Origin of the sequence: Paenibacillus vietnamensis (genome assembly GCF_020169515.1) — a bacterium.
Lineage (GTDB): Bacteria > Bacillota > Bacilli > Paenibacillales > Paenibacillaceae > Pristimantibacillus > Pristimantibacillus vietnamensis.
Window position 1 is genome coordinate 105,962 of the sequence record NZ_JAHMHW010000003.1, and the last position, 17,813, is coordinate 123,774.

At 47.9% G+C, this 17,813-nt stretch carries 10 protein-coding genes; all 10 read right to left on the reverse strand.

The features are described 5' to 3' along the window. Positions 1–42: 42 nt before the first annotated feature. The 10 genes from KP806_RS08600 to KP806_RS08645 all read right to left on the reverse strand — a co-directional run bounded on the left by KP806_RS08600 (position 43) and on the right by KP806_RS08645 (position 17,701). Positions 43–1,002, reverse strand: a complete 960-nt coding sequence (locus KP806_RS08600; RefSeq protein ID WP_397376370.1) for an ABC transporter permease — start codon at positions 1,000–1,002, stop codon at positions 43–45. Between the two features lie 110 nt (positions 1,003–1,112). After that, a complete protein-coding gene (locus tag KP806_RS08605) occupies positions 1,113–2,816 on the reverse strand; it encodes an ABC transporter substrate-binding protein (protein ID WP_224723178.1) in 1,704 nt (567 codons plus the stop codon). 125 nt (positions 2,817–2,941) lie between these two features. Continuing rightward, entirely contained in the window at positions 2,942–4,687 is a 1,746-nt protein-coding gene (locus KP806_RS08610) for a sensor histidine kinase (RefSeq protein WP_224723179.1), read from the reverse strand. Between the two features lie 14 nt (positions 4,688–4,701). Further along, positions 4,702–6,264 carry a response regulator transcription factor gene (locus KP806_RS08615; protein ID WP_224723180.1) on the reverse strand — a complete coding sequence of 521 codons (1,563 nt, stop codon included), beginning with the start codon at positions 6,262–6,264 and terminating at the stop codon, positions 4,702–4,704. A 532-nt stretch (positions 6,265–6,796) separates the two neighbouring features. Further along, a complete protein-coding gene (locus KP806_RS08620) occupies positions 6,797–10,507 on the reverse strand; it encodes an Ig-like domain-containing protein (protein ID WP_224723181.1) in 3,711 nt (1,236 codons plus the stop codon). Between the two features lie 347 nt (positions 10,508–10,854). Further along, complete coding sequence (locus KP806_RS08625; RefSeq protein WP_224723182.1) at positions 10,855–11,667, reverse strand: carbohydrate ABC transporter permease; 813 nt, start codon at positions 11,665–11,667, stop codon at positions 10,855–10,857. A gap of 26 nt (positions 11,668–11,693) precedes the next feature. Then, the gene (locus KP806_RS08630) at positions 11,694–12,578 is read right to left on the reverse strand and encodes a carbohydrate ABC transporter permease (RefSeq protein WP_224723183.1); all 885 of its coding nucleotides are present in this window, start codon (positions 12,576–12,578) and stop codon (positions 11,694–11,696) included. A gap of 74 nt (positions 12,579–12,652) precedes the next feature. Beyond that, positions 12,653–14,020, reverse strand: coding sequence for an ABC transporter substrate-binding protein (locus KP806_RS08635; protein WP_224723184.1), 1,368 nt, complete (start codon positions 14,018–14,020; stop codon positions 12,653–12,655). 204 nt (positions 14,021–14,224) lie between these two features. Then, positions 14,225–15,832, reverse strand: a complete 1,608-nt coding sequence (locus KP806_RS08640) for a response regulator (RefSeq protein ID WP_224723185.1) — start codon at positions 15,830–15,832, stop codon at positions 14,225–14,227. Positions 15,833–15,904: 72 nt separating this feature from the next. After that, on the reverse strand, positions 15,905–17,701 hold the full coding sequence (locus KP806_RS08645) for a cache domain-containing sensor histidine kinase (protein ID WP_224723186.1): 1,797 nt from the start codon (positions 17,699–17,701) through the stop codon (positions 15,905–15,907). Positions 17,702–17,813: the final 112 nt, after the last annotated feature.

The window sequence follows — 17,813 nt, forward strand, 5'->3', positions numbered from 1 at the left end:
TCGAGTCGAATTCGTTTTAAACACTGTATCACCGCCTTCCATCTAGTACAATCTGCTTTCGCCAAGCCGTTTAGCGAGGTTGTTGGCAACGATAAGGAAGATGAAGCTGACCACGGTTTTGAACATGCCGGCTGCCGTCGCCAATCCATAGTTATTCATTTGTATCCCGTACTTCAACACGAATATATCAAGATTTTCCGAATATTCAACATTCATGCCATTGCCAAGCAAGTACTGCGGCTCGAAACCGGACTCCAGGATATGGCCCAGGTTCATGATGAGCAATATGACAATGACGGGCTTCATGCCTGGAAGCGTAATATGCCACATTTGTTGTAAGCGTGACGCGCCGTCAATCCGGGCTGCTTCGTACTGAGTAGGATCAATGGTCGTAATGGCAGCCAAGTAGATAATCGTATTAAAACCGACGTTCTTCCAAATTTCCGTCACGCCGAGAATTCCCCAGAAATATTCGCCGACTCCGAGCCACAATACGGGCTTATCGATTATATTGAACTGGAGGAGCAATACATTGATAATCCCCTCCGGAGCAAGCGCCGTTTGGACGATATTCGCGGCAACGACCCACGAAATGAAATGCGGCAAATAACTGATCGTCTGCACCGTCCGCTTGAAGTAAACCCTGCGGAGCTCATTCAAGAGAAGCGCTAATACAATAGCTGTTACGAATCCAAGTACAAGATTAACAGTGCTCATCACAAGCGTATTGCGCAAGACCAGGTAAAACTGTTGTTCCTGAAACAAATACTTAAAGTTATTCAATCCAACCCAAGCCTGGTCGAAAATATCTCTACCCAGCCGGTATTTTTGAAAAGCAATCGTCCAGCCCCAGAGCGGAACATATTTAAATACGAGGACCCACGCAAGAAAAGGCAACGACATCAGCATTAACATTTTCTGTTTGGACAATGCTTTGAAATAGGCTTTTAGGCGCGAATCGTCAGAAGGCGATCCTGTCAGCTGCACGGTATGTTTCTCCACTCGATCCGTCTCCCTTCCGGCAAAATCTTATCTGTCACTAGCATAATTAGATGGGAAAAGTGAATGGCATCACTTTTCCCGGTTTACGATAAGTACTCAGAAGCTGCTTTTTACCACTTTCCTGCGACCCGATCCTTCACCTTGGCGGTCATGAAGGCTTCGAAGCCGGCTGCATCCAGTTTGCCGAACTCTTTGAGATAATCATTCCAGACGGATTCGAACTGTCCTTCGGAGGCAAGTACCAGCTTCGGATAATACTTCTGCTGAAGATCGCCAGCTTTCTGATTGAAGATATCTTCAGGAGAACCTTGCTGCTTCTCAATACTCCAAGCCGGATACCATGGTCTTTCCACAGGTTTCGCGAAGAGACCGGAGAATGTTTTGATTCCGTAAGCATCAAGCAGTGATCGGTCGCCATCCGTATAATTGATGTCCGCTACCTCAGGCTGATTAAATGGCACATGCGCATTGCCGTCCTCGTACACGGAGTTGTTGCCGTAACGCGGCCATTCATAATCGAAGTAAGCCCAGCCGTACTTACGTTTGAAGTCGTTATCGTTGCGATTAGCCAATTGCTCTTGGCTCATAACGAAACGACCTTCTTCGTTCACAGAGTAGGTGACGCCTTCTTCACCCCATTGGACAAGCTTCTGGTTCTCATCCGTCAGCAGGTTATCCCAATATTTGATAATGCGAACCGGATCTTTGGCGCTAACGCTAATGCCGAGACCTCGGTTGTTGACGAAGGAAGGGGGATCCATGTAGGCATCCGTAATGCTCTCGTCAAAGACGATTGGAAGGGATACATAACGCAGATCGTCATTACCGGCTGTCTTGAGGTTGTTGATTGCATCACCGATCTGCCAGGTGTAGCCGCTGAAACCGAGCACGCGGCCCGAAGTCAGCTTGGCCTTAAATTGGTCCCCGTTAGCGGTGAAGCTTTCCGGATCAAACAAGCCTTTTAAGTTCAACTCGTTTAACGACTGCAGCCATCGCTTCTCGTAATCGCTTCCCTGGTACAACTTGGCTTCATGCGTCTTCATATCAACCAAGACATTACCGTCGTTCGGATAACCGGCTAGATGCATAGGGGCATTGGTTATCGTATAGAACTGACCCGGTTCGCCGGCGAATGTAGCGTAGCCGATCGCATCTTTTCCATCTACGGTAGGATATTTAGCCTGATATTTCTCGATCAGTTCAAAATATTGATCAAGTGTCTTGATTTTCGGGAAGCCGAATTCCTTCAGCACTCTGCGTTGAATCCAGATGTTGCTGCCCGCATCCGGATCCGTCAAGTAGCCGCCGATGTTGGCTGTGAAAGGCAGAATATAGATGTTGCCGTCTTCATTTTTGATCTTGTCCATATAAGGGCCATACACGCGCTTGATGTTAGGACCATACTTCTCAATCAAATCATTGAGCGGGATCAATGCTTCTGCATCCAAGAGCTTCGCAAGTTCCCCTACCGGCGAAATGACATCGGGATATGCGCCGCCGGCAATCATGACGCCTGCCTTAGTGCCGGGGTCTCCGGCTACAAACTCCATTTTCCAATCGACACCTGTTTGTTCCTGAAGGATTTTGCCGATCGTTGTTTCGCTTGCAAGCACGTCTTTATTCGTCCCGAATGCGAAATAACTGAAGGTGACCGGGGCTTTACTGTCCTCTCCGGTCTTTCCGTCGGTCGCGGAGCTGTTGTTCGTGTTGTTCGTCTTTCCTCCCTCGCCATTATTCGACGAGCAGCCGGCAAGGAGGAGTGATACAGTCGTTAGCACGGCCAGGCTGGTATGAAGCCACTTTTTTTTTCGCACTTCAAATCCCCTTTCTCTTTCTCAAGTTGTGTAAGCAGTTTCATTGTAGAAGAAAAAGAAAATAATTGTTATATAGCAAACCTTAGGTTGGTCTTTGAATAGTTAAGAACTTGCCCGGATGAATTTTATTCTTTTCGTGTAATTGGCAGACGCAGCGTGATTCGCGCTCCTTTATTTGGAGCGCTGGCAATTGCGAAGTTGAACGATTCTCCGTAATAGATTTTTAGACGCGTAATGACATTTTTCATGCCGATGGAATCGCCCATGGCATCATCCTCGTGAATGTAACGGTGAAGCTCGTCGATTTTCTCTTGCGCGATGCCGCCCCCATTGTCCGTTATGAGGAAGACAATCTGTTCCTGCTCTTGCGCGATCTGAATCGTAATATATCCGATGCCGGGTATGTTCTCGATCCCGTGAATACTTGCATTTTCCACGAACGGCAAAAAGGCCATCTTAGGAATTTCAATCCCCATAACGGATTGATCGACCTCGATATGATATTCCAGCTTGCTGTCGAAACGATATTTTTGAATTTCCAGGAAGCATTCGATCAACTCCAACTCCTCGCGAATCGTAACGAAGCTTCGTCTCCATATAATGGATTTTCGAAAGATTGTCGCCATGTTCTGAATGGTCTTGGCCGTCAGCGATTCGCCGTTCATTAGACTTCGCATCCGGATGGTTTCCAGCGCATTAAATAAAAAATGAGGATTGATCTGACTATGGAGCGCGTGTAATTGGGCTTGCCGCTGCCGCAGTTCCAGTTCTTTTTTCTGGATCTCGGAAACATACACATCATTGATCAAGTTTTCGATCCGCGAGCCCATCCGATTGAATTCCACCGCTAGTTGGCCTACTTCATCCCGTTCCTGATAATAGGGGACTCGTTCAAAGTTATTGCCGCGTACAGATTTCATGTGTTTCAAAATATCTTGGATACGCGTATGGATCGAGCGGGAGAAAATTAAGATTACGATCGTAGGCACGAAGAAATTAATCCCTGCAAACCAAAGGATAAACCGGCCGGATTGCCTGACATCATACAGAATGTTCTCTTCGTCTAGGACGCCGTATACTTTCCAGTCCCCCAAATAACGACTAGACTGATATCGCTTGCCGATGACGATTGCCTTATTCGGCTTTGGTATCTCATCGAGATGGAGCGTCCGATCCGCGGTGATCAGACCGCTTGGCTGACCGCTTGCCAGTCGGCCGTAACGCGCCTCATTGGATGGATCCAGCAAGTAAATATCGCCTTCAAAGCCGGATAGATCGAAAATTTGCTGGATATAATTTTTATTCAAGTCGATTTTGACCACATTTTCATAAATCCCGTATCGGCGGTCCGACAGCTTCTGAATGACGCTGATGCTGTCGTACGTCACATACAGATGCGGATACGTGTTATTGTAATTTGCCATTTGGCGATACCAATCCGCGTCCCGTATTTCATCCTCGAGCTTGATAATATGACTCGAAGTTAGAATCGTCGGATTGTCGCTCATAATCGTCACGGAGCTGATGGTTTTATACTCCTTTTCCGCACGATTGAACAGATTCGATACGTTATTTAGCGATTCTACATAGCGATCGTATGATGTATGGTCGATATTCAGATGATCGCCCAGCTGATGGTCAATCGAATACAAATAAGAGATGCCCGCAGCATCGTCAATCAAGGCTCCTAATTCGGACTGCAATAAGGTAATCGCTTGTTCCGCATCAGCCGTCTTCTGTTTTTTAACATTAAGAGTTGTCACGTGGTAAAACGTCACGTTGGTCAGCACGATCGGCAGGAACACGCATATCACATAGATGACAATCAGCTTGTTTCGGAGCTTCAAATGGTGTAATCGGAAGTTTAGCAAGACGGGCCTCCTTTTTATTGATCGATCATTTTATTACGATAATCCGACGGCGTCATTTTCTCCAACTTTTCAAATTGGGTCGCGAAGTAATCCGCGTTCTGGAAGCCGACCAGCTCTGCGATTTCGTACATGCGTTTTTTCGTTTGCCGCAGCAGCCGTTTCGCCTCCTCGATTCGAAGCGTCAGTAGGTATTCATTAAAATACATCCCGTAATTTTTGCGAAACAGTTGTCCAAGATAGATCGGGTTCATATGGAATTCGGCAGCAATGCCCTTCAAATAGATGTTTTCCCGGAAGTGGCCATCGATATATTTTTTAACTTTTTCAATATTGCTTTTGCCTTTTTCCCCTCGTTGCTTGGCGATATATTCAGCGGCTTCCTCTATGAAGTTCATGAAAACATACCTAAGCTGGTCCAAGTTACGGTATTTCGTCTGCCAATTCAGCAGTTCTGTAAGCCATGCCAGCTCCTCTTCTTTGCCTTCCAGTTGCCGAATAATGTTGATTGTGGTAATCATGCTTCGCCTTACGGTATTCGCAACTGCGCCGGGAGTGAAATACCGCTCCTTAAAGGCAATGAAAATCGCATCAATAGCGTTTCTATACCCTTCCTTATGATTGGCTTCAACCTCATAGATCAGCTTACTGTGCAGTTCTTCATCGACATCATAATAATATAAGGGCAGTTCTAACAGCTCCGCCGCCATAAATATGCCGTTAAAACCTGCGGCAAAACGATATTTTAAGCATTCATCGGCGCTAGTGCGGGAGTGAACGATCTTTTTCAATTGATCGACCTTATGACCGATAAACAAAGCGATTTCCGTCGATAAATGGTTCTCCAAGCTTTGAAGCAACTTCATGTAGCCCATCCGCTCAGAGCCGAATTGCTCGTCTTGCCACAATGGCGGCACGATAAAACCGTATTGATTGTACGCGCGTACATGAATGAGTAGAGGCAGTCCTTCGAGATGGAAATATCGCTGGATCATATTTTGCAATAGCGGCATATAGTCAATTTCCCTATGAGGGAGCATGTCCTGTATTTCTACAATGACATAAGTATAGTAGGAAGTCAGAGGAAGTCCAAGCGTGTGTGCAATTTGCGTCATCACCTGCTCGTCGGGTTCGGCCTGGACCAAGCTTTCCATAATGATCTCGACAAGCGGCTTTTCTCTTGTCATCGATAAAAGTTGTTTCTGATTCAGCGTAGTAGCTATTCTTTTTAGGGTCGCTACAATCTCCTGTTCATCAACCGGCTTCAGAATATAGTCGGACACATTGTAACGGAAGGCTTGCTGGGCATACGAGAAATCAGGGTACCCGCTTAAAATGATAAATAACGGCTGATGGCCTCCCTCTTCATTCACCTGTCGGATTAGCTCCAGACCGTCAAGCACGGGCATTCGTATATCTACAATGACCAGATCCGGAGATAGATGTTTGATAAGGGTTAACGCCTGCGCTCCATTTTCCGCTTCGCCGCAGATTTCAAATTGCAGCGACGACCAATCGATTAGATTAATTAAGCCTTTACGTACAAAAATCTCATCATCGACAATCAGTACCTTATGCATGAGCCTTCCTCCTCCGAGACCTTTACTTTGTCGTTTATAATGCAATCAGTGAGGGAACGAATCTTACCCACCGCATATGCTCAGGCTATAAGCCCTGAGCTTCAACGTTAGTTCTGCCAAATTCAAGCATGCCAGCGGCTGCGATAATGTAGAAGTTCGCTTAACGTTGAGTCCGTTTACCGAAAAAAAACACTTCGAGGACATTCGCAGCATATCGAGTCGTCCGGTTGGAGAGCCCACGCCTCGTTATGTTCCACAAACCTCGCCAGAAGTGTTGGAGCGCTCTCTTTCGGTCTATGACTCACTCATGGAAGAGGCGGTGCTCCAACGATTCTGCAAGAGAGATTGGAGGCGGCGATCCGTCACTTTGGCCGGGTTCGCATACCGGAAATCATCCATCAGCACGCCGAAGAAGCGTCTACAGCGAATATACCGTATCTGGAGTTCTTAGACAAGCTTCTTGCCGAAGAACTCCTTGCAGCATGAAGGGCTATCTCCCGATCCGATTGGATTCGGAAGATAGCCCTTTCGACTACCGACCCGTTATAAGAAGTGCATCCCGAAGTAAATAGTCTGCCGCTTCTTCGGCGATATGCTTCCCGCGCTGCGCTTTCACTTCGTTGATAAACGCCTCAAGCTCGCCAGCCTCCAGCTTCTTCAGCAAGCTGTTGGAAATACCGCGCGAACCGATCGACCCGTTGTCCGCAAAAACAGTCACTAGCTCCTTGAGGGTTTCCCGATCGACATCAATCGAGAAAGTCAACGTTACTGTGGCGGTATTCCCCGCCAAATCGGTTGAAGTTACGGCAAGCACGTGTGAACCCGGCGCCAGCGTATATAGCGGCACTGGCGTACCCGGCACATATGGATTCGCATCCAGCGTGACCGCCGTCTTGCTGCTGTCAACGCCTGACAGATTGTCGGTCAGGTTAACCTGTACCGAGAACTCGCCGGCATTGCCGAGCGTACTTCCGTCTGTGAGTCCGACTACGGTGATTGTCGGCGCGGTGGAATCAATCATCACCACGCTAGTGCCGGTCACCCCGGACCCGTCGCCTGTGGTGGCTGTTACCCGGACGGTACCATCGGCAACTGCCGTAAGCAGGCCCGTGCCGTCGATCGTCGCGGCGCCGGTCGCCGTGCCGTCAAGTTCGGAGACCGTCCATGCGACGCTTCGAACGTTCGCATTGTCCGGTTTCACGGCTGCGGTCATCTGCAGCGTGCCTCCGATCTGATTGATGACGGACGCGCCGTTCTCCCCGCTGACGGTAATTTCCGTTACGGGAAACTCAACGACCACCACACGAGCGTGCGACTGACTTAATACTTCGCCGTCTTCCGCCAGTACATAAATAATGTATGGACCGGGCAGCATGGGCGCTTTCATCTCGAGCGCGTCGCCGGAGGCCACGGTTTCATCGTCTCCTCCATCAAAATGTCCGCCGCTCGACGAAGAAATCCAAATCTTTTTAGTCGCGTCGTCCAAATTGTACGCAAACCTGACTGTCCCGCCGGGGGCTACGGACACGTCAGCCGGTAGCAACTTATTTGCCGCCGATACTGTGGTGGTAAAGTTAATGGTTATTTCGCCCTCCGAAGTGTTGCCTACCAAGGTCCAGCTTGCTTCGGTGCTGATTTCGTGCCCATTCTCTACGGGCTTGCCGTTAAGCGTAAAGGTGTAATCATCACTCAAAGTCAGTTTAAGAGGCTGTGCCGCTGAAACATCATAGCTCTTCCCATCTTCCACATTGGTTGCCGGCAGGCTCGCGTCGACGTATACCGTATACTTGGAAGTGGCCGTTTCTCTGCCGTCCCCATATACGATATATAGTTTGTATTGTCCTGCGGCAGCAGGAGTGTTGATTGTCTTTGCGTTGCCGGGAGCTTTGGTCATCGTAATGCCTTGTTTAAAGACAGTTGTGTTCGCGGGCGCGAGCCATACCGTATCTTCAGCTTTGAGCAGCCCCCTGCGGCTCACTTTTTCACCGCCTTTACCCACGATGACGTTGGAAGCCAGCTCAAACTCGGTATCGGCAATGAGGCTTCTTGGGATCATATGCGTGTATTCGTTGGCAAGACCCGAATTCAGAACGATTTCGTTGCCCTTAACCGGCCAAATGCGGGCTTCGCTTTTGTAGTTGTCGTAAGTAATCCTAGGGGCACCATTCTGGTTGTTATTCCCGTCCACGTAACCTTCGACGGCAATCATATCGCTTTTGCGCTTCCAGTTGTTAAACTCAAAAAGACGGCTCTGTCCGGGGGCATGGGAGAGCTTTGACTGCACGACGTTGCCTATCATCTTTATGAACGTGCTGCCTTCGTCGGGATGGAACCCGTTCGTCCAGTTGTTGGAGGTCGTGGGTTTGCCGCTTGGATTCGGGTTAAGGAAGTTGTAGTTCATTTCGGTGTAATTCGTCCAGTTGTCAGGATGCCAGTTACTAGTATTGTCGGTGACAGGGTTGTTTGTCAGATTATTGATGGTGTCCCATGTCCCTCCGCCCGGCAAATTACCTGGATCGCCCTGCCGTCCCAGTGAATAAATGGCTCCGGAGTCGTTAACTACCGTGCAAATTTCCTCTATCCGGTTATAGTTTATTTTGTTATTCCTGGAGGTCGAAGTGATTACTGGAGACCTTGCGATACTCGTTTCATGCGTACCATGGTAAGGGCCGCCGGTCTTGTTCGTACCTTGGGCGGTAAAGCCGAACCCATCGTACTCGTCCCAGCCCCAGCCGATGCTCATGGCGCCGTAAGTGGTGTCATAAATGTAGTTGTGCAGTACCTGCATGTTCGTTGTGTAGAAAGAGGCTAGTGCGTTGGCGCCCGGGAATCCGTAGCAAGTCCTGTACAAAAAGTTATTGGTAATATAAATATTCTCCGGCACGGCTTCCGTACCCGCCGTAAATTTTTCCTTAGTAACGCCGGCCCAGTTCCTTATTGGCGTGCCAGAGACCGAAACACTAGATTCATGCTTAATCGGCTCATCGTTTTCATAGATATGCTGCGGATGTCCGATATTAATGCCGGAAGCGAGCGTATCTACGATATAGTTGCCCGTGACTTCGATATTCTTGACGTCGTTTTCCACATGGATGCCATTAAATCCGGTAAGCCCGATCTCGCCGTTCAGCACTTTGATGTTCCTCGCTGCGTTGATCATTACCGCTGCCGGCGGTATGTCATACCCTCGGTAGAACGTCTCATGCCAGTTTATGCTGCTGGGGAAATAAACGGTGTTCACGATAGAGCCCTGAACGGACGCGAAGCCGCGGGAACTGGTCGTTACCGGACCGGATCCGTCGCTAAGGGTATAGGTGCCCGTCAGTTCATACAGTTTGTAGTCGGTATGGGCAAACTTCAGCCCGTTGAAGGTGATGTTTTTGACACGTCCGTCATCCGAGCCCTGGGCGGGGTTCAACCGATCTCCTACAGGGATTCCTCTTATGTCGAGGACCGTCTCAAGCCTTGGAATGACCACATCGGCGGTATTGATATCCTCGCCTTCAAGCGGGATGTAATAAAGCGTGCTTTCCGCCTGGTCGAAATAAAAATCTCCGCGTTTATTGAAGAACTCGAAAGCGTTGCGGATGACTTGATTGTTACCTGGATTGTATTGCGTGTTATTACTCAAAGATTGTGAAATCGCCCCATACGGCATCTGGAAACGGAGCATGACACCGCCGGGCTTGTTGCTGGCTGCCGGCGCTTGTTCGATCGACGCGAAGGTGACGAAAGGCCTCGCCCATCTGGCGGTGGAGCCGCCCATGCTTTCGGCTTCGATGTTTTGGGGGTTTTTCGTTTCCGCCGTCAGACCCACGCTGGCATCGAATACGATACCCGCCCGGATATTGCTGCCGTTCTGCCACGCCCAAGGGTTACCGTCAGCGGTAAAGCTGACTGTGGGGGTACCGGTGACGGTTCTGCCCGCCGAAACGATTTGCGGGCTCAGCGTCATGTTGGCGCGCTTATCGTTTACATAGATCGCGCGCAGCTTTTCACTCCGGTTAAGGGTCGTTTTATACGCCGTTAAGCCGCCAGTCTGGGAAAGGCCAACAGCTTCTGTCCATACGCCCTTTTCCAGCATTTCACCGGCGCTGATTACCGGCTTCGCCCCCGGCGCCGCCTCATAGCGAATCGTGCTGCTTGCACTTCCGGAATCATCCTTGTTAAAAACTAGAGTTTCATTAAGCGAATAAAATCCATCCGCAACTTGAACGACGATATCACCGCCGGTCTTAGGCAAAGTCCTTACTACTGCTTTTGCCTTGGCAAGCGTTTTGTACGGCTTTTCTTGTGTTCCGTCACCTGTGTTATCATTGCCAGTTGTAGCAACATAGATAGTTGCACTTGGTGCGCTGTCAGCAGCGATTACCAACCCTGAAAATGGTAGCATGGAAAATACCATTACCAAAGTCATAATCCAAATTAATGCTCTTTTTCTCACTTCCATAAAACCTCCTTGGATATAAGTGAAATTTTATACACATTACCGCCTAAGCGGTATTAGTGCCGGTTTCTCTGCTGTATTTGTCAATCATAAATACAGCCCGTTTTATAAACTAAACCGTGTCCCCTCCACTTTCTCCGAATTCACTTCAAAATGGCCCCGGCTGTCAACGCGTTTTCTATCTTTTCATTGCCTATTAAATAAACGATGATCATAGGCAGGCTGGACAACAGCATGCTTGCGCCGATCAGCCCCCAATCCGTAACGCCCACATTAATAAAGAAACCAAGCAACCCGACGGTAAGCGGACGGAATTGATCCTTGGAAGCAATAATAAAGGCGAGAGGGAATTCGTTCCAGATTCGAATGAAGATAAGAACGCATTGCGTCACGAGCGCCGGCATCACGATCGGAAATATGATTTTAATATACGTCTGATAAACATTCGCTCCGTCTATGCATGCTGCTTCTTCCAGCTCCTTGGGCAAAGAACGGAGAAAGGCATAAAGCATCAGCACACAGGAAGCGATGGCGAAGCCGGAATAGGGCAAGATGAGTCCCAAATAACTATTTTTGATTTGCATCGCTTTAATCAGCTGGAATAGAGGAATAACGACGACCTCGATCGGCACAATTAAACCCATAGATACATAAAACAGCATCGCCGAATTGAATTTCCATTGCATGCGGCTGAGGCAATAGGCAAGCATGCTGCCAGTTGTCAACGTAATGGCTATGGTACCCAAGGTATAAATCAAGCTGTTCTCGAAATACGTATAAAAATGATACTTGGACAGCGCCTCTCCGAAGTTCTGCCAATCCCAGGAGGACGGTATGCCAAAGGGATTGTCGTAGGCTTCGCTTTTGGACTTCAACGACATCGTGACCATCCAGTACAAGGGGAACAGAAACGTGCACCCGACGGCTACCCAAAACAATCGGCTTAATACTTTCATAAAGTTCACTCCCACGGACCCCCAGCCTAAAACTCCAGTTTTTCCCTGGCAACGTATCTTTGAATGATAAAGGAGATAATAAGGCATTCCAGAATGAAGATAACGGCGATCGCGGTGCCTTTACCGAATTCGGAAGTATCGAATGCCGTATAGTACATCTGGTAGATGACCGTTCTGGATAAATCCCCCGGTCCTCCTGCCGTCATCACTCGTACATGCGAATAAAAAGCCATCGAACCTAAAGTAGACAGAATGAGAACGTACTTGATGACATTCTGCAGTAAGGGGATCGTAATTCGCAAGCAAACTTGAACAAAATTGGCGCCATCCATCAAAGCCGCCTCATAGTAGCTCTTGGGAATGGTCTTGATGCCTGTATAGAACAGCATTGCGTTGAGTCCAATATATTGCCAAAGGAAGGTCAGCCCGATGCTGGGCATTACCGTTTTCTTTTCCGTCAGCCATGAATGCGTCCAGGAGCTTAACCCGATCGAATGGAGAATGTCGTTAAACAATCCCCATTGCGGTTCGTAGAACGCCAGCCAGATCTGGGCAACAACCGTAACCGACAAGATCGCGGGAAACATCGCAGCCGTCTTGAAGAATCGGCGAAACCTCGGCGTTTGAGCATCCATGAATAGAGAAAGCATCATGGACAAGGGCAGCCCCAGCAATAACGAGACGGCAACAATGAGATACGTATTTTTATGAGCGGTCCAAAAGGATGAGGAAGCTATCACTTCCCTGTAATTATCGAAACCGACAAAACCCAAATTTCTAAATCCGTCATGCTTATGCAAGCTCATCCAGATTTCCGGCAGCAAAGGATATACGCAGAATACGGTAAACAACAGCAATGCCGGTGATGCAAACACAAATATGGACAATTTAGTGCTGAAGTACTTGTTCATCGCTCTCTCCACCATTTAAATTGTGTCTTACCCCCTCGGGTCCAACCGAGGGGATTTAGCTGATTTCGCATCTTCTAATTCTCAAACCAAGTATTTTCGCCCCAGATCTTGTTCATCGCCGCATTAAAGTCTTCAGATGCGTATTCGCCAGTCAACAAGTTCGCTCCTTGCGTAGACATCTCGGCAGATGTCCTTGCATCTAACGAATTAAGCGCCAAGGATGCGATTTTATTAGGAATCGGATTGTACCAGTCAACGAACTTCTGCATGAGCGGACCCCTGTCCGTTGCCTGGTTGCCGGTTTGCAAGGATATCGGCGCTCCTGTAGATTCGAAGTATAACGCATCCGCCATGGCCAGAAATTCGGCAAGCTTGACTGCCTCTTCCGGGTGCTCGGTTTTGCCGTTGACCGCATAGCCGTTAAGCGGAGAACCCCAGAATTGTACGGTCTCTGCTGGGTCATACTTATCACTGGCGCTTGGGAATGGGAAGAAATCAACCGTTTCGTCTTTTGCTAGATTTGGCAGCTCCCAAGTAAACATCCATAGCATTGCCGCCTTTTTGGACGTAAACATCTCCATTGCCGGACCGTAATCCAAGTTGGCAATGCCGTCTGGAAACACGCCTTCCTTGACCAGCGTTTCGATGCGGGCCGCTCCTTCCTTGACGGATGGATTGGCGAAGTCCGTTTTGTTGCTGACGAGGTCCGCCATCGCCTGCGGGTCACCGATTTGAATCATTTGCTGAAGCATGAAGAGCTTCGGCCCCCACCCGTCCTTGCCGGGAGTCACGGCTGGAACCATGCCCTTGCTCTTGAGCGTCTTCGAGATTTGAATCAGCTCATCGAACGTGGCCGGCACTTGCACCCCTGCTTGCTCAAACATGTCTTTATGATAGAAGATGACGGGGGTGAAATACGTGTCGGCTCCGGATGATAGGCTGTAAATCCCGTTATCAACATGCTTTAATGCATCCGGCACCGCGTATTTGTCCAAGAAACCGTCTTTGGAAATATAGGATGTCAGATCCAGAATACTTCCTGTGCTCTTCAACGGTGTAAAGTAGCCCGCATCATTCCAGAATACATCGGGCATATCCCCGGACGAATTCAACGTCTTCAATTTGTTGGCCATATCCTCGCCGCCGCCGCCGGGCTCAAACTCGACTTCAAGATTGGGAAGCGCAGCGGCGATGTTCGGTTTGATGAATTTCTCCATAATGTTGTTGCGATTCTCGTCCGTTGTAATCGTTATGACTCTCATCTTGATTTTTTTGCCGTCCGTCGCCGCAGTCTCCTTATTATCTTCCGTGCTTGCTGCCGAGGACGACGGATTGTCGGATGGTTGGTTGGACTTTGTTTCATTCCCGCTGCTGCATGCCGATGAAACCAGAAAAATACTTGCCATAAGGAACATAGCTGCTGCCTTTGACTTCGTTTCCATTGTTTACCTCCCCTATTTGTCGAAACGGATATCGGTTGACTCCAGCTGTTGAAAGCGGTATCAACCTTAGCCTTGAGCTAATTTTACGAATCTTCCCAAATTTAGTACAGAGATTATTCTCGGGCCAGCAGTAAAATTAACGGCAAAAAAATAGACGATAGAGGTAAAGTTTTCTTTCCACTAACGTCTGCACGGAAGTATAGTCTATTGGATTTGATTCACGTATTTGCTAGGCGTGATTCCCATATACTTTTTGAAGCATTTGCTGAAATAGTTGGCGTCCGCATACCCCACCCGGTTTGCTACGCTTTGGATAACCTTCTCTCCCTGATCAAACAGCTCTTTTGCTTTCATCATCCGTACTTCGGTCAGGTAGTCATTGATTGTAAAGGTCGTTTCCTTTTTGAACACGAAGCAAAGATGATTGTAATTTACATGAACGCTTCTTGCGATATCTTCAATTCGCAATTCTTCATTGCCGTAATGCCTCGAAATATACGATTTAACCTCCTCTATGACTTTGACGGCTCGATTGGGTTTGCTACTATGCACATGATCCATGGCCCTTAAAATCATAGAACGTATCCAATCCTCCAGCTCATCGGAGGTTTTCATCCGATGTACATGCTGTATCATATCGGGTTGCGTCGTATTTCGGAAGACATCTTCAAAGCTTTGCGACGCTTCGGCCAAAAATTCAAGGCATGTGGATACGATTTCGATCCCGGCGAGGAGCAGCATTTCCATAGAAGCCTTTTGAACGCGAGCATCATGGAAAAAACGGAAGAGCCACTCTTCCGTCTCGGACGTGTTTCCGATTCTCATGAACATCAGCAAGGCGCTTCTTTTCTCCACCGAGAACAACCCGACCTTCTTCCCGGTTTCCGCGAGCAAAGAATGAACAAACACCTTGTTGCCCCCCCAAACAAACCGTTGCTTCAAGGCGATTAACGCTTCTTTGTATGACACCGAAATGGACTTAAACGTTTCGCAGCCATTCCCTAAGCCGATTGTTACCGTACTGGCCAAGTCGTTCTGTATGTTTATTCGAATCCGTTCGCAAATCGTTTCCAGGCTGTTGAAGGAGCCGTCAGGCGATCCAATGATCAGAACTAGACGGGTATCTTGATCTTGACAGCCGACACACTGAAAGGCGCTTTGCATATGGTGTTGGGCAATTTCTTGCACCTTAGCTTTGCGGATCGGCATACCCTCCTCAAGATTCCTCTCCTCGCTTGCATCCAGATCGACGACAACCGCCCGATAATGCAATCCTTCCAGCTTTATTCCCAATTCCTGTAACCGATCCTGCTCAGATCCAGAGATATCATGGCCGTAGCCATGCAGCCAGCCGTTTAATACTTGCTCCTTCCTGACAGACAAGCCTTCGCTCGCCTGCTTTCTTAAATCGTCCAACTCAAGCTCGCCCCGGCGCTCCGTTCGTATCAGCTCCTTCATATCCAGCAAGGAGCCTTGGAGCTCTTCTTCGTTAATCGGTTTAAGCACGTAATTAAAAACGCCCAATTGCACGGCCTGTCTGGCATACGCGAATTCGCTGTGTCCCGACAACACCAGAAATTTTGTTTTCCGGTCGAGCTCCTTGGCTTTATGTATAAACTCCAAACCATCCATGATCGGCATATTCATATCGACCAATACGACATCCGGTTCAACCTCGGGCATCAGCTCCAGCGCTTCCGCCCCGTTTTTCGCTTCCCCCGCGATTTGAAAGCCCAGCTCACTCCATGGCAGCGAAATCTTCAAGGCTTGCCTGAAATAATATTCATCATCGACGATAAGCACTTTGTACATGTTCTTTCCTCCTGTTCTATTCCATCCTTAGCAAGCGAATCATAAAAATGAGCCTCATGGATGCGGCAGGAGCTAATGAGGATGAAGCGGCAGTACGATAATAATTTTCGTATAAACGCCGTATTCACTTTCAACTTTCAGTCCGTATCTGTCTCCGTACAGCATCCGGATCCGATTGGATACGCTTCTGATCCCAAAACCGCCGGCTTCATCGGGAACGCCGGAACCTGCCATTATCGCCTGGGTTCGATCCTTGCGCATGCCAGCCCCGTTATCGTAAATTTCGATTTCCACTTTTTTGCCGCAGCGCCTTCCGGTAATGCGAATGATTCCTTTTTCCTTTTTGAGCTTCAACCCGTGATAGATGGCATTCTCCACGATTGGCTGCAAGGTTAGCTTCGGAATCGAATAGGTCAAAATTTCATTGTCGATTTCCATCGTGTACGCCATGTATTCCACGTAACGCAGCTGCTGAATTTCCAAATAGCTTTCCGTTAAACGCATCTCCTCGCCTATCGAAATGATATCACAGCCTTTACTTAACGAAATCTTATAGAAATTCGCCATGTATTGGGCCGCCGTTATGGCTTGCTTCCCAAGGTCCAGCTTAATGAGGGAAATAATAGTTTCAACCGTATTGTACAAAAAATGAGGTTTCACTTGTGATTGCAGCAATTTAAATTCGATTTCGGCCTTTGTCCTTTGTTTCTCGACGTTCTCGGCCATTAGCGCCTCAATGCGATCCATTAAATTATTGAAGCCTTCGCTTAAATATCCGATCTCGTCCGTTGATTGGTACGAGCTTCTGACTTGCATCTTTCCCGTTCGGATTTCTCTCATGGTCTTGGCAAGGCGGAAGATGGGTCGCGTAATGGTTCGGGACAACAGGAAGGACACCATTAATGCCAGCAGCAAGCATGCCGCGCCGATCCCGATAATCAGTTGATTGATTTCCTTCCGCTCCGAAGTAATTTCATCCATGGGGATAGCGCTTACAATCGTCCATTGCAACGGTTCGAAGCGATGGGTGAGTATCAGCATTTCTTGTCTTCCGCTCCCTTGGGTGAAGCTTGCGTCTTTACCGTCGCCCGGAATGCTGATGGAGACGGCTTCCTTGAAATTCCGGTACAACATGGCTTTATTCTGTGCGGAAATAATTCGGCCGGCAGAGTCGACGATATAAAATTCCCCGCCCTTATTTTTCCCTTCCTCATAAATCGAGGCAATAGTCGTTTCTTTCACGTATAAAAAAATTCTGCCTATCGTTTTACCAGTATCCTTGTGAATGACCGTTTTGGAAACCGCAAATACGTTGTCTTCACCTTCATATAAAAATCTGAATTTGATCAGTCCTGTCCAAATGGGCAAATAGGTCCGATCATCCGCTCCATAACTGTTGCCAAATATGCGGGAAGCGTATGCGTTATCGGCAAACCCGATGTCCACCCAGTGATGATTCGAGGTGAGAATGCTTACCGCTTTGATTTTTGTGTTGGGCTCCACAATATTGCTGATCGCCCCTGAAAGGATTTTGTTCATCGAGAGGTTATTTAATCCTTCTACCGGTTTGCCTGCGTTAACCTCATTATTTAATAAATAATCGTTATAAAGCACGTTCTGCAATCGATAATCGCTAGCCAAAATTTTGGAATAATCTTCGATGGAGGATAACAAGGTTTGAAGGTTGTTTTTGATGAGCACAAGCTCCCGGGATGAATTGTTAATGGCTTTTTCTATAATGGCCTTCTGCGAAATGTTGTTGGCAAAGATCGACTGGGCGGAAATAAATACGACAATGATTAAAATATTCGCAACGAATATTTTATTTTTAATGGAAATCCCGCCTATATATTTCGAGAACCCTTTCATTTCCTGATTACTTCCTTTCTCTTCAATAGGAAAAGAATGAATGTGGAAAGGTCTAATGAGTGTCAACTCGAATGTTCTGAGGCAATTCTAGCGTTATCGATTGTTTATTGAA